This is a genomic window from Synechococcus sp. A18-25c (assembly GCF_014280035.1).
GTDB lineage: Bacteria > Cyanobacteriota > Cyanobacteriia > PCC-6307 > Cyanobiaceae > Synechococcus_C.
In genome coordinates, this window is sequence record NZ_CP047957.1 from 545,535 (window position 1) to 566,691 (window position 21,157).

A 21,157-nucleotide genomic window follows, 5' to 3' on the forward strand; every position below is an offset into this window, starting at 1 on the left:
CCATGGAGGCGCAGCAGCATTGTCTGCTCATCGGCAACAGCCGTTGGCATTGGGCTGAACGACTTCCAGCCGGTTTGGCTGCCGCTTCTGGTGCGGATGCTTGGCGCTTTTCTCATGGTCTTCCAACCCAGACGCGGCTGGATGACCTGTCTTCGCTGGCCGGCTGGGCGGCTGTTGGGCCCGTTCCCTCCCATCCACTGTTGCAATCCACGTGTCGTCTCGGCCTGGGAGAAATACCGCTTGGTGAAAAGCCCCCCTGGCTTGGCGTTGACCGAGCCCTGGCCGGCTGGGGGGCATGGGTGCGTGCCGGCCAATCGTCTCCAGTGATGGTGGTGGATGCGGGCACCGTTCTCAGCCTCACCCGCGTGTCGAAAACAGGATGCTTTGCAGGAGGGTGGCTGGCTGCTGGCATCAGTCTTCAGTTGCGTGCCATGGCCGAGGGAACGGTCGCTCTTCAGCTCCCCGGCTCGACATCCGAGCTCTTAGCCGGCGGAGATTTTCCCCTCGACACTGCACAGGCCATGCGGCGCGGCGTAGCGGAAAGCCTGATCGGGTTGATCTGGCGGGCTCAGGAGAAGGACCCCTCTGAACTCTGGTTGTGCGGTGGTGATGCCCCAGTACTGGCGTCGGAACTGATCTCCCGGGGCTTGGCGGTGATGCATGCCCCGGATCTCGTGATGCAGTCGATGGTGTCGTTGGTCAGCTCAAACTCAAATCGTTGAGGACCTGATCAGCCATCGAGTCGGCTTTCACCTTGCGATAGATCAGTTCGAGCTTGCCCTCGGCATCCACAACAAAAGTGTGGCGCATCATTCCCATGTATTCGCGACCCATGAATTTCTTCAGGCCGTAGCTCTCATAGGAACTGGCGACAGCGCAGGGCTCTTCATCCGTTAGCAGGGTGAAGGGAAGCTCCTGCTTGGCGATGAACCGGGTGTGAGATGCCGCGTTGTCTTTGCTAATACCGACCACTTTGATGTTGTGCTTCTGCAGATCACCCCAGCGGTCACGGAAATTACAGGCCTCTTTGGTGCAGCCAGGGGTGGCGTCTTTCGGATAGAAATAGATCACCACTCGCTGTCCCTTCAGAGATGACAGGGTTACGGGCTGTCCATTTTCATCTGGAAGCGTGAAATCAGGGGCGGGATCGCCGATCTGCAGTGTCATGGGCGGCAGAACAAACGGCGGCAGCGTAACGGCTCTGTGGATGCAAGAGTCACGATCTGAGCCCAGCGATGATCCTTTGGGGCTCACGGCAGAAGAGAAGGCCTGGGCTGAAAGCCTTCCCCAGCGTCGCGCCATTCACTTCCGGCGCTCACGGCTTTGGATGCGGAGCTGTTTGGCGTCTCTGCATGGTTGCTCCGCCCGAGAGGTTCCTTTGACGGCACCGCCGGGGGTGCCGCCATTCCTGGCTCCTGGTTGGGGCTACATCAGCCTCAGCCACTGCGTCGATGCTTGCTTGCTGGCCTGGAGCCTTCAGCCGGTCGGTGTTGATTTGGAGCGAGCTGATCGTGCCTTTGCTGCGGATGCCTTGATGCGGCGCTTTTTCACCTGCGCGGAGCGCAGCGATCTGGTCGCCTTCCAGGGTGAGCGCCTGCGTCGTGAGGTCCTGGATCGCTGGCTGATTAAGGAATCGGCCATCAAGTGGCAACGCGGAACGTTGGCCAGTGACTTGCGCTTCTGGGACGTGAGTGCATGCCTGGGATGGGCTCGGCACGGTGAGCTGGCCGTTGAGATCGCAGCTGAATTGCGATCTCAAGGTGATTGGCGCATGGCGATCGCCGTCTCCGACAAGCAATCTCTGCGGGATTGTCGACTCTGTCTCGCGTGAACCAATCGCTCTGCAGCCTGGTATCGCCTGACCTCCGAAGGCATTGAGTTTCACCGTTTGCCAGCGCGTTTGCCAGTGCAGCTCTGCTGGCGAGTCTTGGTGCTTCCGGCCTGTTCCAACGGCAGGCCCGATCGCCAATGTTGGTTTTCTGTCGGGAGCCTTCTTTGACAGTGATCCATGCTCGTCGGGCTGGACTGCATGGCCTCATTCATCTCCCGTCTGAATCTGCAACATCCTTCCCGCGCAGGTGACATTGGATTCGCCGGGACACGTTTTGGTCTTGCTGAGAGTTCCGCGCATCTGGTGGGAATCGTGAGACTTGAGATTGTTTGAGCCCGATCGTTCGATTTTTTTACTGATGATCTTGCCGCTTTCGGCGATTTTGTTGGCGACTATTTTTTTTACAGCTAGTTTTTTAAAGACGTCTTTGTTCGCCGTCCGTGTTCACCCGTTTTGCAGCAGGCGCACTTGCCGCCGCTTCTCTTACTACTTTGGCTGTCGCCGCTGAAGCAAGTCACCGCCCCGTGCGCTGGGTCTCCGGTGGCGCTGTCTGGTCCACCGAAGACAGTGCTTTCGCTACCTTCTTCAGCGAAGGCGAGATGACCGACCGTGCCCTCGAAGCCGGCATCTACAACTCCGGTTGGACTGCCGATGAGGTCCAAGAAGGCATGACCAAGACCTACGACGTGGATCTGCTTGGCGTTGCCAATTTCCTGTATTCCGCCGATGGCGTCGCATTCCTTGACGACCAAACCAGTAGCTATTTCCCCTATTGGCAGAAGAAAAAGACCGCTGTGGTCGCTCTTCGCTCCGCCATCATTCTCGATGCTGTTGACGGCGAAATCTCTTCCGCCAGCATCATGAGCAACCTGCCCGTTGACTTCCGTCTAAACGACAACGGCACTTCTGACGGTGCTCAGAACGTCTGCAAGGCTGGCCTCGATGCGCCTCAGTCCACCTCCCTGATGTCCTGGTATGTGTTTCTGCCCGCTTGCGTGCAGGCCAACCAGATCCTCCCTATGGAGCCCGCTTCTGTCGCCGCCCCTGTTCGCGGCCTCTGGTGATCGACTCGAACCTCGGGTTCGACTGCATCGCTTCACAGGCCCCGGCAATGTCGGGGCTTTTTTGATGGGCTTCTAGAGATGCACACCTGCAAGTCGCCAGTGGCGCAACCGTTGAGGCAGGGGATGTCCGAGCAGTTGCGTCAGAGCTTGTCGGAGCAGAGAAAGCTCTTCTGAGGGGGCGTCTTCTGATGTTTTCATCGCCTGCTGATAGGGACGGTTGTCTCCGAGCCATCGCTCGATCAGGTTGGAATCCACAGTCAGCGTCAGGGATTCCTGCCAACTGGATGGCTTGATCGTCCAACCGTTTATGTCGAGGGTCGACAGCAGACGGTTCCGTTGCTTGTCATGAGAAAGCCAATGGCATTCCCGCTGGGCCAGTGAGGTCAAAGCCTCATAAATCGGATCGGTGATGTCGTCGTCGACCATCTCCAGCACTGCGGCAGCGGGTCCGAGCTGAGGCTCACTGAACAACAGACGCAGCTGTGCATCCGGCATTGCCCTTGAACTGAGGGCTTTCCAGGTGGTCTCCAGCTCAGGTGAGGACAGGTCTTGAGTATTGAGCCGTCCTCCCAGGACCTCGAATCGGTGATCGGCATTGAACGTGTCCAGCGCTCTCGGACTGTCCAGCACGGTTGGTTGATGGAGCGGGTCAAGCAGTTGCAGCTGTGCGTCGAGTCGTTGCTGTTCAGTGCGGGAGGAGCAGAGGATCGTCAGTCCACCTTCGGCGACGGCTCCCAGCGGGTCGAGTGACCACAGCAGCGAGCGTCCTCCCAGGACGACGACACGGTCCGTTCGCTTCCAGTCGAGATCCGACCAGAGCCGTTGGCGCAGCTCCTGCAGGCGTTCACCATCCACGGCTTTTTGCCGCTGCAACCATCGCTCCAATTGGGGTTCTTCCGGGCCGCTGCTCATCAGCAGCGGGTGCTCATCCACGGCTTCTGCGGACGCTGCCAGTTGTGCGGCCCGGCGCTCCAGCATCCGATCACGTCGTTGACCTTCCCATCCCTGGTTGCTCGCCGACCAGAACACTTCTCCTTGCAGTGCTTTGGGAAGGTATTGCTGGGCCACCCAGTGTTCGCGGAAGGCATGGGGATAGCGATATCCCTTGCCATCGCCGAACGCATCGCCATCGCGGTTGGCATCGCGAAGGTGGGTCGGCACCTCCTGACGTTGGGCGTCACGCACGCTCCGCAGCGCCTCGAAGACACCGGAGGTGCTGTTGCTTTTGTCGGTACAGGCCAGATAAAGAGCTGCCTGGGCCAATGGGTAGAGACCCTCCGGCAAGCCGATGCGTTCAAAGGCCGCAGCACAGGCTTCGACCACCACAACCGCTTGGGGGTCGGCTAATCCCACATCTTCTCCGGCGGAGATCAACATGCGGCGAAAAATGAAGCGTGGGTTTTCTCCGGCTTCGATCATCCGGGCCAGCCAGAACAGAGCCGCGTCAGCGTCAGAACCGCGCAGCGATTTGATGAAGGCACTGATCGTGTCGAAATGGGCATCCCCCTGCTTGTCGTAGAGCACGGCTCTCTGCTGAATCGATTCTTCAGCGATGCCGAGGTCAATCTCGATTACACCTGTCGCGTTGGCTGGTGTGCTCTCCACGGCCAGTTCCAGGGCATTCAGCAAGCTGCGAGCGTCACCGCCGGCAACGTCCACCAGGTGGTCTGCCGCCTCAGGTGTGATCTCCACCTTTCGGTTGCCGTATCCACGTTCGCCATCGCTGATTGCGCTCCTGAGCAACCGACTCAGGTCATCGGCTCCCAAGGCTTCAAGTCGAAACAGCCGAGAGCGGCTGACCAGCGCCTTGTTGACTTCGAAGTAGGGGTTTTCCGTGGTCGCGCCGATCAACGTAAGGGTGCCGTTTTCCACCCATGGCAGCAACGCATCCTGCTGAGCACTGTTGAAGCGGTGCACCTCGTCGATGAACAGGATCGTGCGCAGTCCGTGGCGTTCCAGGCGGCGATGCGCTTCATCGACCTCATGGCGCAGATCCTTCACCCCGGCCAGCACGGCATTGAGCGAGCTGAAGTGGGCTCGTGTGTGATTGGCAATGATCCGCGCCAGGGTGGTTTTGCCGACTCCTGGAGGACCATGCAAAATCAGATTTCCGACCCGATCGGCGGCAATGGCGCGTCTGAGCAGCCTGCCTTCCGCGAGGATCGCCCCCTGACCGACGAATTCATCCAGATCGCGTGGACGCAGGCGGTCGGCGAGGGGTGCCAGCTGACGTCGTAGAGATTCGCCGTGATGGCTGAACAGATCCTGATCTGATGGTCCGCCCACGGCATCGAATCCTGATGTGGTGATTCTTGCCTGATTCAGGCAAACCAAAAAGCGCAGTCATAATGCGGCCGTCTGACATCCGACCGTGCGTCTGAACCGACCCCTGATTCCCTTGGCCTTGACCACCGTCATGTTGACGGCTTGCGGGATGGGCGGAGGAGCACAACGACCATTACCCGAGGTGCAGCAGGCTCCTGTTGAGGAAGCCATCTTCACCGACGATGTCGACACGGTGAGCACTCTCGAAGCGACTGATCTGGTGCAGCTGGCGGCTCAAGCTTCAGGACGCATTCTCGAGCTGAAGATTGCTCAAGGTGATCAGGTGAAGCCAGGTCAGTTGCTCATGGTGCTGGATCAGGCCGCGGAACAAGCACGTTTGGCCACTGCTAGAGCTGAAGAGCAGAAGGATCTGCTGGAGCTCAAGCGCTACGAATTTTTGGTCCCCCTGGGGGCCGCAGAGGCGTCAGAACGCGATCAGCGTCGAGCGGTCTACATCGCCTCCCGCAACAAGGTTCTGGCTCAAGAGGCGCAACTGGCTTACAGCAATTTGGAGTCACCCATCGCTGGTTTCGTCGCGGATGTCTCCGTGCAGGTCGGTGATGTCGTGCAGATCGGCGACCCCTTTACCAAGCTCATTCGCGACAACACGCTGGAGGCCAGAGTTGAGGTGCCTTCCACCTACGCCAACCGCATCCGCTTGGGGCTGCCGGTTCTGCTCAGCCTTCCTGGCAGCGATGAAGTATTGGCGCAAAGCACCGTGTCGTCTGTGGATCCGGGAATTATCTCTGGCACTCAGGCCCTGTTGGTGTTGGCGGAATTTCCCAATCCCGATGGATCCCTGCGCAATGGTCAGCGACTGCGTACCCGGGTGCAACTGGATGCCCGCGAGCTTCCCTCAGTTCCCTTTTCGGCTGTCACCCAAACTTCAGGGCAGAGCTTCGTGTTCCGACTTGGCACGCTTAGGGAGCTGGAAGCTCAGCCAGGCAAAGCCGATCTGGATCGCATCAAGAAGGGAATTGAACGTGGTGTAATCCCTTCAACAAGCCTGTTCGCACTGCAGACCCCGGTCAGTCTTGGTTCACTCCAGAACAATCGCTACCCCGTCACCAAAGGTTTGGAGTTGGGGCAGAAAGTGATCACCAGCAATCTGTTGAGCCTCCGCCATGGCGTGCCCGTGAAGGTGAACAACTGAGCGCCTGAGCCATGTCTGCATCCAATAATTTCATCACTCGACCGGTTCTCACCACGGTCTGCAGCATCCTGATTGTGATCGTGGGTTTGATCGCGATTCCGATCCTTCCGATTGAAAACCTGCCCGACATCGCGCCGCCCACCGTCAAGGTGCGTGCGAACTACACCGGAGCCGACGCCATCTCCGTGGAGGAAGGTGTCACCTCGGTGCTGGAGCAGCAGATCAATGGTGTGGAAAACATGGACTTCATCAAGTCCAACAGTTCGGCTGATGGTGTGAGCTCCATTGATGTGGCGTTTGCCAGCGGCACCAATGGCGACATCAATCAGGTCAATGTTCAGAACCGGGTCTCGCTAGCTGAACCTCAGCTCCCTGAAGAAGTTCGCAAAGCTGGGGTGACCGTCAACAAGGCCTCCAACTCAATCCTGCTTGTCTACAACTTCGGCAGCGAAGATCCAGACCAGATCACTTACAGCGCTGAGACGATCAGCGGCCTTCTTGATCTGAATCTCACGGACTCGATCAAGCGCGTGACCGGGGTTGGTGATCTCACCTATTTCGGCAATCGCAAGCTGGCGTTTCGCCTTTGGCTCGATCCAGACAAGCTCACGACCTTCGGTCTCACCTCAACGGATGTTGTCAACCAGCTGTCCAGTCAGAACCGTCTGGTGCCTGCTGGCCAGGTGGGCGGTGAACCATCACCAAAGGGGCAGCAGTTCACCTTCACAGTGCAGCTCCAAGGCCGTCTGCGCAGTATTGAGGAATTCGAGGCGATGGTCGTGCGCACCGCCGAAGAAGGCGGTCTCGTGCGATTGCGGGATGTGGGAAACGTGCAACTCGGGGGTGAGTCCTATGCCGTGAGCGCAACGGATCTCCAGGGCGTCCCTTCGGTGGGACTGGCCGTGTATCAGCTCACCGGAAGCAATGCGCTTGAGGTTTCCGATGGAGTGAAGGCGGTGCTGGCTGAGTTCGAAAAGACCATGCCAGTGGGCATGAAGATGGAGAAGATCTACGACAACACCGACTTCATCACCGCCTCCATCCAGGGCGTTGTGAATTCTCTGCGGGATGCGGTGGTTCTGGTGGTGTTGATCCTGTTTCTGTTTCTGCAGAACTGGAAGGCCACGCTGGTTCCAGGAATTGCCATCCCTGTCGCGCTGATCGGCACCTTCGGGCTGGTACTTGGTTTCGGCTTTTCGCTGAATCAGCTCACCCTGTTCGGTCTTGTGCTCGCGACTGGTCTGGTGGTCGATGACGCCATCACCGTGATCGAGGACACTTCCAGCAAGAAAGCCGAAGGAATGACGGCGCTTGAGGCGGCCAAAGCCACCATGGATGAACTGTTCTCCGCGGTGATCGCTACGTCACTGGTGAAGTTCGCGGTGTTTCTGCCAGTGCTCTTCTTTCCCGGGGCCACGGGAACGATTTACAAGCAGTTTGCGGCCACGGTGATCTTCTCGATCGCCATTTCCACCTTTAACGCCCTCACCTTTTCGCCCATGCTTTCGGCGTTACTTCTGGCACGCGAGTCGAAGGATCCTGGCCGCAAAACCTATGCCATCGCCGGCACCGTGATCGGTTTCGTCTATGGCCTGCTTGTGGTTGGTGGAGGTGCCGCGCTGGCGCTGGCCCCCACTGCCATCGGAGCCTTGGTCGGGCTCTTGTTGGGGCGCGTTTTGGATCGTCCGGCCACACTGCCCTTCACCATCGGTGGAGCCATGACCGGTTTGATCCTGGTGGGCGTGAGCCGCATTCTGCCTGTGGTGATTTACCCCGCATTGGGCTTGGGCTTGGGCTGGTTGACCCCGGTGATTTTCGCCAATTTCAACCGCGGCTATGCAGTGATGGAAAGCCGTTACTCCGCTGCCTTGCAATGGGCTCTTGGCCGGCGAAAGCTGGTGATGAGCATCCTCGGTGCTGGCATCCTGCTGACGGCTGTGGCCTTTCGTGCCATCCCCGGTGGGTTTGTTCCGATTGAAGACCAGGGCTATGCCATCGGCGTTGTGCAGGCGCCAGAGGGTGTATCCACCCAGGTCACTGAAGCGATCAATCAACAGGTGGCCGCAGTGCTGCGCACCGAAAAAGACATCACGGCCGCCTCCGTTTTCAGCGGTGCCAGCTTGGATGGCAACAGTCCGAATAAGGGCTTGTTTTTCTTCGGCACCACCAACTGGTCGGATCGCCAGAAGAAGGACCAGTCAGTGGCGTCGATCGTGGAGCGTCTCAATCAGAAGCTGGCGGCTTCTGTGGATGGTGCTCGGGTGTTTGTTGTGGAGCCTCCCTCCATTCCGGGTTATGGCACCGGCGGTGGTTTTGAGTTCCAGCTGCTCGACCAGAGCGGTGGTGCTTACAGCCTTGCGGAGTTCAACGCCACAGCCAGCCGTCTGATCCAGGCCGGCAATGCCGACCCCGAACTCAATCGGGTTTACACGTTCTTCTCGCCCGAATCACCCCAGATTGAAATCCAGGTCGACCGGGATCGGATGGCCGCGGTCGAGGTGGACTTCGGATCAGCGATGCAGACCTTCAGCGTCAATTTCGGCGGTTTGTATGTGAACGACACCTTCCAGGAAGGCAAGGTGCGTCGTGTCTATGTGCAGGCCAATGCAGAAAGCCGAGCCACACCCGAGCGTCTGTCCGCTGTTTACGTGAAAAGTGCCGCAGGTGATCTGATTCCGCTGTCTGAATTTTTCACCGTTCGGGAAACCTATGGCCCCACGGTGGTGCCCCATTTCAACCTTTACCGGTCGATCAAAATTGAAGGCACGCCCGCTCCTGGCAGCAGTTCCGGTCAGGCCATCAATGCCATGAAGGGGATCTTCGAAAGCGTGAACCCTCAGGGTCTCAGCTTTGACTGGACCGGTATTTCCCGGGAAGAAGTGAAGGCGGGTGCCCTTGCGGTGGTGATCTTTGCGCTCGGAATTCTGGCGGTTTATCTGGTGCTCTCCGCCCAGTACGAGAGCTATGCCGATCCCCTAATTATTTTGATGACCGTTCCTACGGCCATGCTCGGCGCCCTGATCTTTTTGGCGTTGCGTGGTGAGGTGCTCAACGTCTACGCCCAGGTGGGCCTTGTGATGTTGATTGGCCTTGCGGCAGGCAACGGCATCCTGATTGTGGACATGGCCAATCAGCGCATGCAGGCGGGTGCCAATGCGTTGGAGGCCGCGCGTTATGCGGCGAGCTCGCGTTTGCGTCCAATCCTGATGACAGCGATTTCTTCGTTGTTTGGTTTCGTTCCACTGGTGTTTGCCAGTGGAGCAGGCGCTCGGAGCCAAACATCACTTGGTGCTGTGGTGTTCGGTGGTTTGTTGGTGGCCACTGTGTTGTCGTTGTTTGTGGTGCCAGTGTTTTATGTGGTGATGAAGTCATTGCTGGGCCAGGCGGATGGGGCCATCGGTGGTCCAGAAGCAGGGAATGATTCGGGATTGATCACCTCATGACGCAGGGCAATCGACCCGGTGCTGACACCCAAAAGCCAGCTGACTTCAACGGCTATAAGGTTCTCTGGTCTGCATTGATCGGTGCCGGGATCGGTGTGGTGCTGTCGCTCTTTCTCGACACCTTCATCCGCAACACACCGGCGACCATTCGCCAAACTCGGCTGCATTACCTCTACGGGGTCGTGATCTCTTCGGCGGCTCTCTTCAGTGCCTCGATTGAGAGCATGCGCCAGCTTCAGGACAGTGCACCGGAAGAGGACTACCGCACGGGCAAGTCGATGGCAGGGAAGTCTCGTCGTTAGACGAACCTCTCCCTGCCAGGTTGGATGACCTGATCAGGTGATCACCGTGGGCTGATCCATGCCGGTGCGTTGTTGGATTTCAGCCAGGTCATTGATGGCGTTGATCATCTTGGCCAGGGCGATCTGAGGATCCTGGTTGAGGTCCCCGGTGTTGGGAACATAGCTCTCTAGGTAGACCCGAATCGTGGCCCCCTTAGTGCCAGTTCCGGACAGACGAATCACTACGCGGCTGCCGTCGTCTAGAAGAATTCGCAACCCCTGCCCCTGTGTTACCGACTGGTCCACAGGATCGATGTAGCTGAAATTGTCAGCACCGCTGATGGTCTGACCAGCAAAGGTTTGCCCCAACAGGGAGGGAAGCATCATTTCCAGGCGGTCATAAAGGCCGTGGGCGGCTTCCGTTGGGACCGCTTCGTAGTCATGGCGCGAGTAATAGTGCCTGCCAAAGCGTTGCCAATGGCTGTTCATGATGTCTGCGACGCTGCACCGGCGGACGGAAAGGATCTGCAGCCAGAACAGCACGGCCCACAAGCCGTCTTTTTCGCGCACGTGATTGCTGCCGGTTCCAAAGCTTTCTTCTCCACACAGGGTGATCTCGCCAGCATCCAGCAAGTTGCCGAAGAACTTCCAACCCGTGGGAGTTTCGAAGCAGTTGATGCCCAGATCCTTGGCGACCACATCCACCGCTGCGCTGGTGGGCATGGAACGGGCAACGCCCGCCAGCCCCCCTGCGTACCCCGGGGCGAGGGTGGCGTTGGCCGTGAGCACCGCGAGGCTGTCGCTGGGATTCACGAAGCAGCGGTGGCCCAGAATCATGTTGCGGTCACCGTCTCCGTCGCAGGCGGCTCCGAACCGGTACCCATCACCTTCGAGCAGAAGCCCTGCGAGGTCGTGGGCGTAAGTCAGGTTGGGGTCTGGGTGTCCCTTGCCGAAGTCCTCGAGGGGGATGCCATTGCGCACGCTCCCGGCTGGTGCGCCGAGCAGGTCTTCGAACACCCGTTTGGCATAAGGCCCTGTGACGGCATGCATGGCATCGAAGGCCAGCGGAAAGTCGCTCTTGAGCAAGTCGCTGATTTGCTCGAAATCAAACAGCTGCTGCATCAGGGCGACAAAGTCATCGACGCCATTGACAATTTCGACCTGCATCGCACCGATCTGATGCGTTCCCGGTTCTTCGAGGTTGAGGGGCTTCGCCTCGGCGATTGAATAGTAATCGAGTGTTTTCGTGCACTCGAAAACTGCATCGGTGAAGGAGCTGGGCGTGGGGCCGCCGTTGGCGCCATTCACCTTCACGCCAAAGTCGCCATCGGGCCCACCGGGATTGTGGCTCGCCGAAAGGATGATGCCTCCGATCGCTTGTCTCTGGCGGATCAGATTGGAGGCTGCGGGGGTCGACAGGATGCCGCCTGTGGCGACCAACACTTTGCTGAGCCCATGGGCTGCTCCCATGCGCAAAATTACGTCGATGGCGCGTCGGTTGCCGTAGCGACCGTCGCCACCGAGCACGAGGGTGCCGCCCTGCACGCCAGGCAGAGTTCTGAAGACCGCTTCAATAAAGCTCTCGAGGTAGTGAGGCTGCTCAAATTGTTGGCTGCTCTTGCGCAGTCCCGAAGTGCCAGGTTTTTGGTCAGTGAAAGGAGCGTCGAGTTGCACGATGGTGTGCGTGGGCTCGGCCGAGGCGGAGGCTGTCATCCCGTGCGGGTGGGGCGGATCTACGGAACCTAAACATGCCTGGACAAATCCAGGGTGTTCGGGGCAACCACTTGTCGCAGCTACTTTTTGTTCATCGCGTCGGCTGAACTGTGATGGAGATCGATCGCCCCAACGCAGTTCCTCTCTCCCAGGAGCAACAAGAGCTCATTACCCATGTCCGTCAGCGGTTGGAGTCGATGGTGTCCAGCCATGGCTTAACGGCTGATGACGTGGGCGAACTGATCCCGGAATTGCGAAGACATCCTGCGTTGAGCAGTGAACTGATGCAGCAGGTTCGCGATGAAGTGGAGCGCTTGCTCCCGGGGCAACGCTTCAGTTTCGACTGGGATTAACACCGGGGTCGCTCATGCCTGTGTGGGTGCCTGCGGCGCTGGTGCTGGAGCCTTCGCGCAGACCACAGTGAGTCTTCGGGCTGGGCGATCAATGCTGTCCCGCCGTTGAAAGCTGTTGGTGTTGGCCACATGAGACGCCTGGATCAATTCCCAGAGGGTGTCTTTGCAGGCGGCTGGAAGTCGTGGGTGATCCATCAGCGGATCGGCAATGCTTCGGGTCTGGTCGCAGTTGGTGAGGTCATTCTCCCGTGAGCAGCTGTAGGCGAGCAGCTGCAGCGAGCGCATCTCTTCTTGAGTGGGCATGGGAACGAACTTGACCTGCGTGAAGGCCGCGGGGGGCAGCATCAGCACAAGCCCCAAGAGGGACAGCGGCAATCTCACGGAGGGTGAATCAGTCATTGCAAGAGCATTCTGGCCCGACTGGTGTGGCGATCGGTCATCGGTGTTTGGGTTGACCAACGCCTTGCTTGCTGGGGATCAAGTTGGAGACGACCGGGTGTGGTTTTTGGAGGGATTGCTGTTGTCCAGTTTTCGACTTGAATTGTGTCAGCGGATGTTGCCAATGATCAATGTCAATGGATTCATCTTCGTGAATGGAATCTTTTGCAGTAGTCGTGATTCATTCATGGATCTGAGGTGATTTCTCCCCTTTGCTCTCCACTGCCGCACAGCGCTTGCTGACGCTCCAACTTGCGCTGCATTCGCAGAGTGATCCCCAGCTCAGCACTGCGCCACATTCGATTCATTTCACGGGTGAAATGCGCAGCAAGCTTCGGTGAGTGGATCACCAGCAGGGTTTCATCGTTGGTGTGTGCTGCAGATGGCGACCAATTGAAGCTCCCGGTGATCACCGTTTTGTTGTCGATCACGGCGAACTTGTGGTGCAGTTTGTCGCCACGCGCGAGGAGCGGGGTGCCGATGTTCTTTAACGGTGTAGTCAGGGGTTGATTGCCAGCTTCGAGTTTGCAGAAACGGTCTGGCAGTGCCAGTCCCAGCAGGTCCAGGACCTCTGAAAAGAAGCGGCTGGCAAAACCGGGATCAGCCAGCAATCGGATCGCCACGCCGGCGTTGTGGCGCTCAGTGAGCACGTCGGTCAGTGACTGCGCTGAGAACACGAACAAGGCCATGTCGATGGTTTGTCGTGCTTTGGCCAGCGTTCGGCCAATCAGGTTCAAGCCATGCTCCGGATCCTGTGGGGAATGGGGTGGGAACAGCACTTCCACCCTGATGCCGTCGATGCTTGCGACCTGTGGGCCTCGCCGCTCTTTCCCTCGACCGAAGCGGCTGTTGTTCAGCCCTGAGGGTCCGTCACCCCACATGAGTTCGAACTCCTCGCGGAATATCGCAGCCAGATCCATGCTGTCGATGCTGAGGAGATGATTCACGTTGCCCCGGCTATTCGGGGCACCGACATCACCATGCAATCCCGAACTGGTGAAGTTGGCGCTTCCTGTCACGACACGCCGTTGGTCCACCACGATGAATTTGTGGTGCATCAGGCCGCTCCCGCGACTGCCGTCTTCGGTGTCGTCGATGATCGGTACACCGCCGCGCTTCAGGATGGCAACGGCATCACCTCGCATCCGTTCTTCAGCGCTCAGTTGGCCGTCACGGTTGCGATCGGCGAGCTTTTGGAGTTGATGCAGGCGTTGACGGCCACGGGCCGGCAGGTCCGTGGGGTGCAGCTCGGTCCAGGGCGTGCTGTAAGTGTTCTCCAGAACCACGTGAACCTTCACTCCGTTCTGGCTGGCCTGCACCAAGGCCTCAGCGATGGCGGGCAATGACAGCTCTTGAACGGCCACGAGCAGTTCGTGCTCGGCGCTTTTGATCTGTGCGATCAACGCCTGTTCGAGGTTGTCGCCATTGCGCCATTCCCCCGTGAGCGGATGGCGGTAGCGGCTGCTGTCGCGGTGGTTGAAGTGCAGCGCAATTCCCTTGGGTCTTGGAAGTGGCTCGCTTCCATGTCCCACCACCTCACCGGGCTGGCTGCAGCTCAACAACAAAAAAGACAGCGTCGAAGCCACAATCGATGCCGCTTTCGGCGGGCATGCTCTTGGGCCCATGGGATCTCACCACTCCTGTGAAGGCAGTGTTCCCCTGTGCGGATGGAGGGTTAGTGGGGCATTTCTGCTGTGCTGAGCATGGTCACAAACCAGAGACTGCTTAGCACCAACGCCACGCCCACTCCGGCGCCGATTCCAAGTTTCGCCATGGTCAGAGGGACTAAGACGGGAAAGGCCATCGCTCCCACAAGGGGAGTGATGGCCACAAACCAACGGAGGGTGTTCCGTTTCATGGTCACGAGATCAGAACCACTCAGCTTTGGCTTCGCTGGCGGGATTGCTGTTGTCTTCCGGTGTCACGCGCTCGAAATTCAAGGTGATGTTGCGCTTCTGTTCGCCATCGGCAGCTGTGGCTTCGATGGCGTACATCTGCTCGCCGTCGCGGAAGGGCACCTGAATGCGGAAGGTACCTTCGTCAGAAAGGGGAACTTCTTCGCCGCCGATGGTGAGGCATGCCGAGGGATCAGTGGCGCCGTAAACGATCAGCTCGGCGTCAGCCACTAACCAGAAGGTGCGCTGGCGAGGGGCGACACCACCCAGACCTGATTCGTTGCGTCCGCTGGCCCAGAGTCCAGCGCCGGAATCGCTCAGTCCGCGCTGGTCACCCGCCATGGAGTCTTGCTCATGCAGCACTTCGGAACCCACCCTGCGGCTGCGGAAGTGGGTGGTCGCACTCTGATAGAGACGCTCGTGCAGACCGCTGTCGCTGGGCTCGGCGGGCGGGGCGACTGGCGCGGGAGCGGGGGCTGCCGCTTCGAGGCTGAAGGGAACGAACTGATCGAGAATCTGATCGCTGGGGTGCAAGGCGGGGACGCGGGCCACTGAGGAGAAGGCCAAGGAGATCCAGTTGCTGCCGGAACGAAAACCAAGTTCAACGCGGTAGTCGCGGTCGCACAGAGGGACAGGCAAATACCACTCGGTGCTGTGACTATCGACGGGGACCTCCTGGAGAGTGTGCGGGTGAGACGAACCGTCCTGTAGGCCAGTGACGTCTGCGAGGCGGAGGCTGAGGTGCGCGGCGCCTTCGGCTTGAGCACGACGGCGATCGCTGTCTGAAATTTCCCAAAACACGTAGGCCCATTGGGGATCCCTGGGGAGGAACACCACACGGGTGGTCGCTTGAGACAGGGCGGGTGGTGTGAGTTCAGCTTCAATGGCCTTGAGGTCGCCACCACGACGTTCTTGCCGCTCAGCAATCGCTGAGACCAAGTCTTCTTTGCTCTTGCGGCTGTAGAGAGTGACGCCTAGATCGCTAGCCATCTGACGCAGCTGACGCAGGGTCATGCGGGCGAGGGATGTGATGGCTTGCGTCACGTTCGAACTACCGGGTTTCTTTGGGATCAGTTTGCTGGAGATTTTTCTTTTTCAGGGCGCCAAGAGGCCCGGGGTCAGCATCTTCTGACGGCAATGCCCTTGGAGGGCCTGTGATCAACAAAAAAAAGGAGCCCCTCGGGGCTCCTTTTTGAAGGATTGAGCTGGGCTTGGACTCAGCGGCCGATGCTGCGGAACGGGACCTTGGAGAGGTAATCGATATCGGCGCTGCCGGTCGGTGACGCACCCATCCCGGAGGCCATGCCGCGGACCCAGGGGAGGTAGTCCTCGGTATATCCGCCGCGCTTGCGATTGGCGCGCTCGGGCAGAGCCTTGGCTTTGCCGGTAAAGACGATCTTCGGGAAGCCCAGGATTCCCCGGTAGTACTCGTCGTAGCGAGGCGTGGTGATGTTGAAAGGGGTTTCGCCGAGATCACGGCCAGGCAGTACGCGATTGCGCTGATAAGGCACCGTGTCGTAACCGAAGGCGCTCAAGTATTCCTCGCTGTCGAGCAAGGCATCGACCATGCCTTCGATGCCTTGGGAGGCAATCACGATGGACCAGGAAATCTCTTCCGATTGGCCGTGGGTCTTGCGGCCGAGGATTTTCTGCACAAGGTGGCGCACCACCTTGTAGTTGGAGTTGAAACCGTAGAAAGTCCGCTTGAAGGTGTCAGAGAGGCAGAGCCCACGAATGAAATCGCGGACCGTGATCTGACCGTTCCGAAGCTGGGATTCCAGGAAGGCGTCGCGGTCGCTCTTGAACGCGTGAAAGAACACCTGGCGGTACGCCGACTCGATGACCGTCTCAACGTTGTCAGCGTCCATCGCGATATCCATCTGCAGAGAACGTTCGTTCTCGTCGGATGCGACGCGGATGGGAGCAACGCGATTGTTTTGCGTGGTCGGTGCGTACTGCAGGAGAGGAAGAGCCACGCTGTTCGGAACACACTGCAACGATCGTAGAAGTGCGAATGAACGTGCTCCCCGCGGCTCCCTGGGCTACTCACAGTCCGTAACAGTGAGTGCTCACCATCCGAACGGCGAATGCACAGCTGTTGACGGAGCAGTTCCCCCGCTTGAGCCGTCTTCCTTCAATCGGGTCTCAACGCAGAAGGACGCGTTGTTGGACAGACCTTCCACCGTGCTGGAGCGAATCCGCACATCGACTCCCGAAAAGCTGAAGCGCTCCCAAACGGTCATCATCTCGTAGCTCGTGCAGAGAATCAGGCCATCCCTGTCGTCCATGCTGAACGTGGATGTGGCAGGAGATTTTTCTGCATAGCCCTGGTCTCTGAGCATGGTTCCCGATCGTGCGGACGCGCTGTCGCCGATCAAGGCAAAACAGGTCTCACCGTCGTGGGCATCTCCGTCGCGATCCCAGGCCATGGAAGCGCTCCAGCGCACATGGCTTCCTCCGATGATCCGATCTGGGTTTTGGCCGTGCTGACGGGCCATCTCCAGCAGCCGTGGATCGTCGATCTCCAGGTCGTCCACAACGATCAGAGATCCGCCGGCCTCGGCGCGACGGTGCAGCAGGTGGTGCACGCTGCGTTGGGATCGCCAGCTGCCGCAGCTCAGGCGGAAAAAGGTCGGCGCATCGGGGATGTCCAGGGTCATCAGCGTCGAATGCAATCGTTTGGATGATCGCAGGACGCAGTCGTCAACGTGATGGCCTGATTGCGAAGTCACGATGACTTGGAGCTTTCTAGCCGTTGCCTGCTGTCGCTCTCGCTGTGGCGGATGAGATCGTCCAGGCTGAGCTCGAGAGGGCTGATGCCTAGGTTGTTCGCCAGATTTTCCAGCTGTATTGCGATCACAGTGAACTGGATCATCAGGAGCTCCAAGAAGTCGGGGTCGTCGACCAGTTGCGGCTGCTGCTTGCACCAGCTCTGCCAGCGTTGGCGGTTCGGAAGCGGTCCCTGAACAACAGGGCGAGCCATGTGCTGGAACGTGGCCAGGCAGTGAGCCTGCAGCCTGAGGTGGTGACGATCCAGTGTGGGCAGCAAGGTGGCTTCGATCGCTTCGATCTGTTCACGGGATAGAGGTCCTGTCCCTGGGATCGCGTCACTGGTCATTTGTGAAGGTCTGACTTCGGCTGGGGGAGCGGATTGGCCTGGGGTTTGATTTCAAATCCACAGGAGTGTCCGGATTCCAATCGCCAGTGAACCCGTTCCACTTGGCAGTCCTGAAAGGTCATGCGAATCACTTGTAATTCCTGATCACAGACCGCTGGATGCTCTTCGGCAATCCGCTGGACGGAACAGTGATACTCATTGATGCACCACCCCGATCCGTCGGTGGCCGGCACCATTTCGCTGACATACCCTTCGTTGCTGCGCAACTGAACCAGGATGCGGATGCGTTCTTCGAGGGAGCCATCGCCGAGTTGACGTCTGTAAAGGTCCGCTTTATGCAGAGCCTGGCTGTTGAGCAGCGTGGCCAGGGTTTCGGCTGGGAGACTCGTGACCATTGACTCCAGCAGGTCGATGGCGAAGGTTTCGCTGCCGTCTGGAAAGTGCTGATGCCCTTGTTGCGTGAGTCGCCATTGGTTGGAGGGACGTCCTGGCCCTGCTGACACCGCACTTGATTCCACCAACCCTTCATCTTCGAGGGTGCGTAGATGCCTACGCATGGCTTGCACAGAGATATTCAGCTGACCCGCAAGGGCAGACGCACTGACTTGGCCCTGCCTCAGGAGCAGGGTCAGCGTCGCTTCACGTGTGGGAGCTTGCGCGGACGCGCCCATGGATTCAGGACGATACGGTCACGATGCCACGGGATCAAAGCAACTGCCTTGGGATTCAATTCAGATTTTGTCGAGACCTGGATCGGTCGCCATTGAGGGAGCGGTTGGGATCCAGGGTCCGTCACAATGAGCTCGACGTCGGGTGCCCGATCCGTGCCCTAGGCTCCGAATACGAAACTTTTCTGTTTCGTATCTCCCCGGCTTCGTTCCTCTGCCAGTTTCGTTGTCATGACTGAGTCCCCTGCGGGCAACCAAGAACCGACCGCGGAGAGCCTTGAAGTGATCCGCAAGTTTGCTGAAACCTATGCCCAGCGGACAGGCACCTATTTCTGCAGCGATCCCGGTGTGACGTCCGTGGTGCTGAAAGGACTTGCGCGCCACAAAGATGAGCTGGGAGGTGCGCTGTGCCCCTGCCGCCATTACGAGGACAAACAGGCCGAGGTATCGCAGGCCTTCTGGAATTGCCCCTGCGTGCCGATGCGAGAGCGCAAGGATTGCCATTGCATGCTCTTCCTCACTGAGGACAACCCGTTCCGTGGTGAGGAGCAGACGATCACCACCGAAACCATCCATGCCACTGCAGGCTGAGTGACATGACATCCACCTCCACCCGTGATCTCGTCAGCAAGCCGTACAAATATGGCTTTGTCACGGACATCGAGACCGACAAGATCGCCAAAGGTCTCAGCGAGGAGGTGGTGCGTCTGATCTCCAAGAAAAAGGAGGAACCTGATTTTCTTCTTCAATTCCGCCTGAAGGCCTTCCGGCACTGGTTGACCCTTGAAGAGCCGGATTGGGCTGAGTTGGGTTATGACCCAATCGATTATCAAGACATCGTTTATTACGCAGCTCCCAAGCAGCAGGAGAAAAAAACCAGCCTCGATGAAGTGGATCCCAAGCTTTTGGAAACCTTTGACAAGCTCGGTATTCCGCTGAGCGAGCAGAAGCGTCTGAGCAACGTGGCCGTGGATGCTGTCTTCGACAGCGTCTCGATTGCCACCACTTACAAGGAGAAATTGGCAGAGCACGGGGTGGTCTTTTGCTCCTTCAGTGAAGCCGTGAAAGAGCACCCCGAGCTGATTGAGCGTTATCTCGGGACTGTTGTTCCTAGCAATGACAACTATTTTTCCGCACTGAATTCTGCCGTTTTCAGTGACGGATCCTTCGTCTTTATCCCAAAGGGTGTGGAATGCCCGATGGAGCTTTCCACCTATTTCAGGATCAATTCAGGGGATACCGGTCAGTTTGAGCGCACTTTGATCGTTGCAGAAGAAGGTGCGTCGGTGAGCTACTTAGAAGGCTGCACCGCTCCGATGTTTGACACCAACCAGCTGCACGCGGCGGTGGTGGAACTCGTGGCTCTTGATGATGCGTCGATCAAATACTCCACGGTTCAGAACTGGTATGCCGGTGATGAAAATGGTGTTGGCGGCATCTACAACTTTGTGACCAAACGTGGCCAGTGCCGTGGTGATCGAAGCCGGATCAGCTGGACACAGGTGGAAACTGGGTCTGCCATCACTTGGAAATATCCCAGCTGTCTTCTTCAGGGTGCCGATTCCGTCGGAGAGTTCTATTCCGTGGCACTCACCAACAATCGTCAGCAGGCTGATACCGGAACAAAAATGGTTCACATTGGTCCCCGAACCCGCTCCACGATCGTGAGCAAGGGCATCAGTGCTGGGCAATCGAGCAATAGCTACCGGGGTCTGGTGCAGATGGGGCCGAAAGCCAAGGGTGCTCGCAACTACAGCCAGTGCGATTCGATGCTCATCGGCGATCAAGCTGCCGCCAACACTTACCCCTACATCCGTTCGCAGCAGCCTCAGGCTGCGATCGAACATGAGGCCAGCACCTGCCGCATCTCTGAAGATCAGCTGTTTTATCTCCAAAGTCGAGGCATCGGTTTTGAGGAGGCGGTTTCGATGATGGTGAGCGGCTTTTGCCGGGATGTGTTCAATCAGCTTCCAATGGAATTTGCTGCTGAAGCCGATAAGTTGTTGGCGCTCAAGCTTGAGGGTTCTGTGGGCTGAGTCTTTCTTTTCCCATCTCTATTCATCGTTTCTCATTATTCATCTCTTCCGTGATTCGTTCAGACGCCGAGTTGCTCCTTGATATCACCGACCTGCATGCTTCGGTTGACGACAAGCCCATCCTCAAGGGCGTCAATTTGCAGGTGCGAGCCGGCGAAATTCATGCCGTGATGGGGCGCAACGGCAGCGGCAAAAGCACGTTGTCGAAAGTTCTCGCAGGTCATCCCGCCTACCGTGTAACTGCTGGAACTGTGCGTTATCGCGGCGAGGACCTTTTTGACTTGGAGCCTGAAGATCGTGCCCGCCTGGGTATCTTTCTTGGTTTCCAATATCCAGTGGAAATTCCGGGCGTCAGCAACCTTGAATTTCTACGCGTCTCCACCAATGCTCGGCGTGATAAGCAGGGGCAAGAAGAACTCGACACCTTCGATTTTGAAGATCATGTGCGCGAGAAGCTCAACGTGGTCCAGATGGACCCAGCCTTCTTGGAGCGCAGTGTGAATGAAGGCTTCTCCGGCGGCGAGAAGAAGCGCAACGAGATTCTTCAGATGGCTCTTCTTGAGCCTGTGGTGTCAATCCTTGATGAAACGGATTCCGGCCTCGATATCGATGCTCTCCGCATCGTCGCCGGGGGTGTGAATCAGCTGGCGACGCCCGACAACGCCACGCTGTTGATCACCCACTACCAGCGTCTACTCGGTGAGATCACTCCGGATTATGTGCATGTGATGGCAGCGGGTCGAATCCTGCGCACCGGTGGTCGTGAGCTGGCACTCGAGCTCGAGGAAACCGGATACGACTGGGTGGATCAGGAACTGGCTGCTCAGGGGGTGGCCTGA

21 protein-coding genes are annotated in these 21,157 nt (G+C 58.4%); 10 read left to right on the forward strand and 11 right to left on the reverse strand.

Annotation, left to right across the window (positions count from 1 at the left end):
* Nucleotides 1-2 precede the first annotated feature (2 nt).
* Nucleotides 3-722, forward strand: coding sequence for a type III pantothenate kinase (locus SynA1825c_RS02810; protein ID WP_186470187.1), 720 nt, complete (start codon nucleotides 3-5; stop codon nucleotides 720-722).
* Here the strand turns inward: SynA1825c_RS02810 and bcp are convergent.
* Nucleotides 700-1,167: a thioredoxin-dependent thiol peroxidase gene (bcp, locus tag SynA1825c_RS02815; RefSeq protein WP_186470188.1), complete on the reverse strand. Its 468-nt coding sequence runs from the start codon at nucleotides 1,165-1,167 to the stop codon at nucleotides 700-702. The genes SynA1825c_RS02810 and bcp overlap by 23 nt on opposite strands.
* Here bcp and SynA1825c_RS02820 point away from each other — a divergent pair.
* Entirely contained in the window at nucleotides 1,166-1,831 is a 666-nt protein-coding gene (locus SynA1825c_RS02820) for a 4'-phosphopantetheinyl transferase superfamily protein (RefSeq protein WP_186470189.1), read from the forward strand. The genes bcp and SynA1825c_RS02820 overlap by 2 nt on opposite strands.
* Nucleotides 1,832-2,271: 440 nt before the next feature.
* Nucleotides 2,272-2,895, forward strand: coding sequence for a protein phosphatase (locus SynA1825c_RS02825; RefSeq protein WP_186470190.1), 624 nt, complete (start codon nucleotides 2,272-2,274; stop codon nucleotides 2,893-2,895).
* A gap of 72 nt (nucleotides 2,896-2,967) precedes the next feature.
* On the opposite strand, the gene SynA1825c_RS02830 is transcribed toward SynA1825c_RS02825, so the two are convergent.
* Nucleotides 2,968-5,181, reverse strand: coding sequence for an AAA family ATPase (locus SynA1825c_RS02830; RefSeq protein WP_186470191.1), 2,214 nt, complete (start codon nucleotides 5,179-5,181; stop codon nucleotides 2,968-2,970).
* A 130-nt stretch (nucleotides 5,182-5,311) separates the two neighbouring features.
* On the opposite strand from SynA1825c_RS02830, the gene SynA1825c_RS02835 reads away from it, so the two are divergent.
* The 3 genes from SynA1825c_RS02835 to SynA1825c_RS02845 are packed head-to-tail and all read left to right on the forward strand — an operon-like array spanning nucleotide 5,312 to nucleotide 10,118.
* Entirely contained in the window at nucleotides 5,312-6,373 is a 1,062-nt protein-coding gene (locus tag SynA1825c_RS02835; RefSeq protein ID WP_186470978.1) for an efflux RND transporter periplasmic adaptor subunit, read from the forward strand.
* A gap of 11 nt (nucleotides 6,374-6,384) precedes the next feature.
* The gene (locus SynA1825c_RS02840; protein ID WP_186470192.1) at nucleotides 6,385-9,816 is read left to right on the forward strand and encodes an efflux RND transporter permease subunit; all 3,432 of its coding nucleotides are present in this window, start codon (nucleotides 6,385-6,387) and stop codon (nucleotides 9,814-9,816) included.
* Entirely contained in the window at nucleotides 9,813-10,118 is a 306-nt protein-coding gene (locus SynA1825c_RS02845) for a hypothetical protein (protein WP_186470193.1), read from the forward strand. Before SynA1825c_RS02840 ends, SynA1825c_RS02845 begins: the two co-directional genes overlap by 4 nt.
* Nucleotides 10,119-10,151: 33 nt before the next feature.
* Here SynA1825c_RS02845 and SynA1825c_RS02850 read toward each other — a convergent pair whose 3' ends face one another.
* Entirely contained in the window at nucleotides 10,152-11,810 is a 1,659-nt protein-coding gene (locus SynA1825c_RS02850; RefSeq protein ID WP_186470194.1) for an alpha-D-glucose phosphate-specific phosphoglucomutase, read from the reverse strand.
* A gap of 113 nt (nucleotides 11,811-11,923) precedes the next feature.
* On the opposite strand from SynA1825c_RS02850, the gene SynA1825c_RS02855 reads away from it, so the two are divergent.
* Nucleotides 11,924-12,163 carry a hypothetical protein gene (locus tag SynA1825c_RS02855; protein ID WP_186470195.1) on the forward strand — a complete coding sequence of 80 codons (240 nt, stop codon included), beginning with the start codon at nucleotides 11,924-11,926 and terminating at the stop codon, nucleotides 12,161-12,163.
* Between the two features lie 12 nt (nucleotides 12,164-12,175).
* On the opposite strand, the gene SynA1825c_RS02860 is transcribed toward SynA1825c_RS02855, so the two are convergent.
* The 8 genes from SynA1825c_RS02860 to sufR all read right to left on the reverse strand — a co-directional run bounded on the left by SynA1825c_RS02860 (nucleotide 12,176) and on the right by sufR (nucleotide 18,285).
* Nucleotides 12,176-12,562 (reverse strand): hypothetical protein, encoded by a 387-nt coding sequence (locus SynA1825c_RS02860; protein WP_186470196.1) that lies wholly within the window; start codon nucleotides 12,560-12,562, stop codon nucleotides 12,176-12,178.
* 224 nt (nucleotides 12,563-12,786) lie between these two features.
* A complete protein-coding gene (locus SynA1825c_RS02865) occupies nucleotides 12,787-14,226 on the reverse strand; it encodes a phospholipase D-like domain-containing protein (protein ID WP_186470197.1) in 1,440 nt (479 codons plus the stop codon).
* Nucleotides 14,227-14,276: 50 nt separating this feature from the next.
* Nucleotides 14,277-14,459, reverse strand: a complete 183-nt coding sequence (locus tag SynA1825c_RS02870) for a hypothetical protein (protein WP_186470198.1) — start codon at nucleotides 14,457-14,459, stop codon at nucleotides 14,277-14,279.
* Between the two features lie 10 nt (nucleotides 14,460-14,469).
* Nucleotides 14,470-15,540, reverse strand: coding sequence for a DUF4912 domain-containing protein (locus SynA1825c_RS02875; protein ID WP_186470199.1), 1,071 nt, complete (start codon nucleotides 15,538-15,540; stop codon nucleotides 14,470-14,472).
* 173 nt (nucleotides 15,541-15,713) lie between these two features.
* Nucleotides 15,714-16,472, reverse strand: coding sequence for a phycobilisome rod-core linker polypeptide (locus tag SynA1825c_RS02880; protein WP_186470200.1), 759 nt, complete (start codon nucleotides 16,470-16,472; stop codon nucleotides 15,714-15,716).
* Nucleotides 16,473-16,565: 93 nt separating this feature from the next.
* Nucleotides 16,566-17,156 (reverse strand): phycobiliprotein lyase, encoded by a 591-nt coding sequence (locus SynA1825c_RS02885; RefSeq protein ID WP_186470201.1) that lies wholly within the window; start codon nucleotides 17,154-17,156, stop codon nucleotides 16,566-16,568.
* Nucleotides 17,157-17,224: 68 nt separating this feature from the next.
* On the reverse strand, nucleotides 17,225-17,614 hold the full coding sequence (locus tag SynA1825c_RS02890; protein ID WP_186470202.1) for a hypothetical protein: 390 nt from the start codon (nucleotides 17,612-17,614) through the stop codon (nucleotides 17,225-17,227).
* Nucleotides 17,611-18,285 (reverse strand): iron-sulfur cluster biosynthesis transcriptional regulator SufR, encoded by a 675-nt coding sequence (gene sufR, locus SynA1825c_RS02895; RefSeq protein ID WP_186470203.1) that lies wholly within the window; start codon nucleotides 18,283-18,285, stop codon nucleotides 17,611-17,613. Before sufR ends, SynA1825c_RS02890 begins: the two co-directional genes overlap by 4 nt.
* A gap of 228 nt (nucleotides 18,286-18,513) precedes the next feature.
* Here sufR and SynA1825c_RS02900 point away from each other — a divergent pair, with 228 nt between their 5' ends.
* Genes SynA1825c_RS02900 through sufC form a run of 3 tightly spaced genes read left to right on the forward strand, consistent with a single transcriptional unit; the run spans nucleotide 18,514 to nucleotide 21,157 of the window.
* On the forward strand, nucleotides 18,514-18,873 hold the full coding sequence (locus tag SynA1825c_RS02900; protein ID WP_186470204.1) for a ferredoxin-thioredoxin reductase catalytic domain-containing protein: 360 nt from the start codon (nucleotides 18,514-18,516) through the stop codon (nucleotides 18,871-18,873).
* Between the two features lie 5 nt (nucleotides 18,874-18,878).
* Complete coding sequence (sufB, locus tag SynA1825c_RS02905) at nucleotides 18,879-20,318, forward strand: Fe-S cluster assembly protein SufB (RefSeq protein ID WP_186470205.1); 1,440 nt, start codon at nucleotides 18,879-18,881, stop codon at nucleotides 20,316-20,318.
* Between the two features lie 50 nt (nucleotides 20,319-20,368).
* Nucleotides 20,369-21,157: a Fe-S cluster assembly ATPase SufC gene (gene sufC, locus SynA1825c_RS02910; RefSeq protein WP_186470206.1), complete on the forward strand. Its 789-nt coding sequence runs from the start codon at nucleotides 20,369-20,371 to the stop codon at nucleotides 21,155-21,157.

Bases quoted from the DNA above. Each gene is read 5' to 3' on its own strand.
- SynA1825c_RS02900 (WP_186470204.1), top strand. From the start codon at position 18,514: ATGACTGAGTCCCCTGCGGGCAACCAAGAACCGACCGCGGAGAGCCTT.
- SynA1825c_RS02820 (WP_186470189.1), top strand. From the start codon at position 1,166: ATGGGCGGCAGAACAAACGGCGGCAGCGTAACGGCTCTGTGGATGCAA.
- SynA1825c_RS02885 (WP_186470201.1), bottom strand. From the start codon at position 17,156: ATGACCCTGGACATCCCCGATGCGCCGACCTTTTTCCGCCTGAGCTGC.
- SynA1825c_RS02890 (WP_186470202.1), bottom strand. From the start codon at position 17,614: ATGACCAGTGACGCGATCCCAGGGACAGGACCTCTATCCCGTGAACAG.
- SynA1825c_RS02835 (WP_186470978.1), top strand. From the start codon at position 5,312: ATGTTGACGGCTTGCGGGATGGGCGGAGGAGCACAACGACCATTACCC.
- bcp (WP_186470188.1), bottom strand. From the start codon at position 1,167: ATGACACTGCAGATCGGCGATCCCGCCCCTGATTTCACGCTTCCAGAT.
- SynA1825c_RS02860 (WP_186470196.1), bottom strand. From the start codon at position 12,562: ATGACTGATTCACCCTCCGTGAGATTGCCGCTGTCCCTCTTGGGGCTT.
- SynA1825c_RS02870 (WP_186470198.1), bottom strand. From the start codon at position 14,459: ATGAAACGGAACACCCTCCGTTGGTTTGTGGCCATCACTCCCCTTGTG.
- SynA1825c_RS02850 (WP_186470194.1), bottom strand. From the start codon at position 11,810: ATGACAGCCTCCGCCTCGGCCGAGCCCACGCACACCATCGTGCAACTC.
- sufB (WP_186470205.1), top strand. From the start codon at position 18,879: ATGACATCCACCTCCACCCGTGATCTCGTCAGCAAGCCGTACAAATAT.
- SynA1825c_RS02810 (WP_186470187.1), top strand. From the start codon at position 3: ATGGAGGCGCAGCAGCATTGTCTGCTCATCGGCAACAGCCGTTGGCAT.
- SynA1825c_RS02840 (WP_186470192.1), top strand. From the start codon at position 6,385: ATGTCTGCATCCAATAATTTCATCACTCGACCGGTTCTCACCACGGTC.
- SynA1825c_RS02845 (WP_186470193.1), top strand. From the start codon at position 9,813: ATGACGCAGGGCAATCGACCCGGTGCTGACACCCAAAAGCCAGCTGAC.
- sufR (WP_186470203.1), bottom strand. From the start codon at position 18,285: ATGGGCGCGTCCGCGCAAGCTCCCACACGTGAAGCGACGCTGACCCTG.
- SynA1825c_RS02865 (WP_186470197.1), bottom strand. From the start codon at position 14,226: ATGGGCCCAAGAGCATGCCCGCCGAAAGCGGCATCGATTGTGGCTTCG.
- SynA1825c_RS02855 (WP_186470195.1), top strand. From the start codon at position 11,924: ATGGAGATCGATCGCCCCAACGCAGTTCCTCTCTCCCAGGAGCAACAA.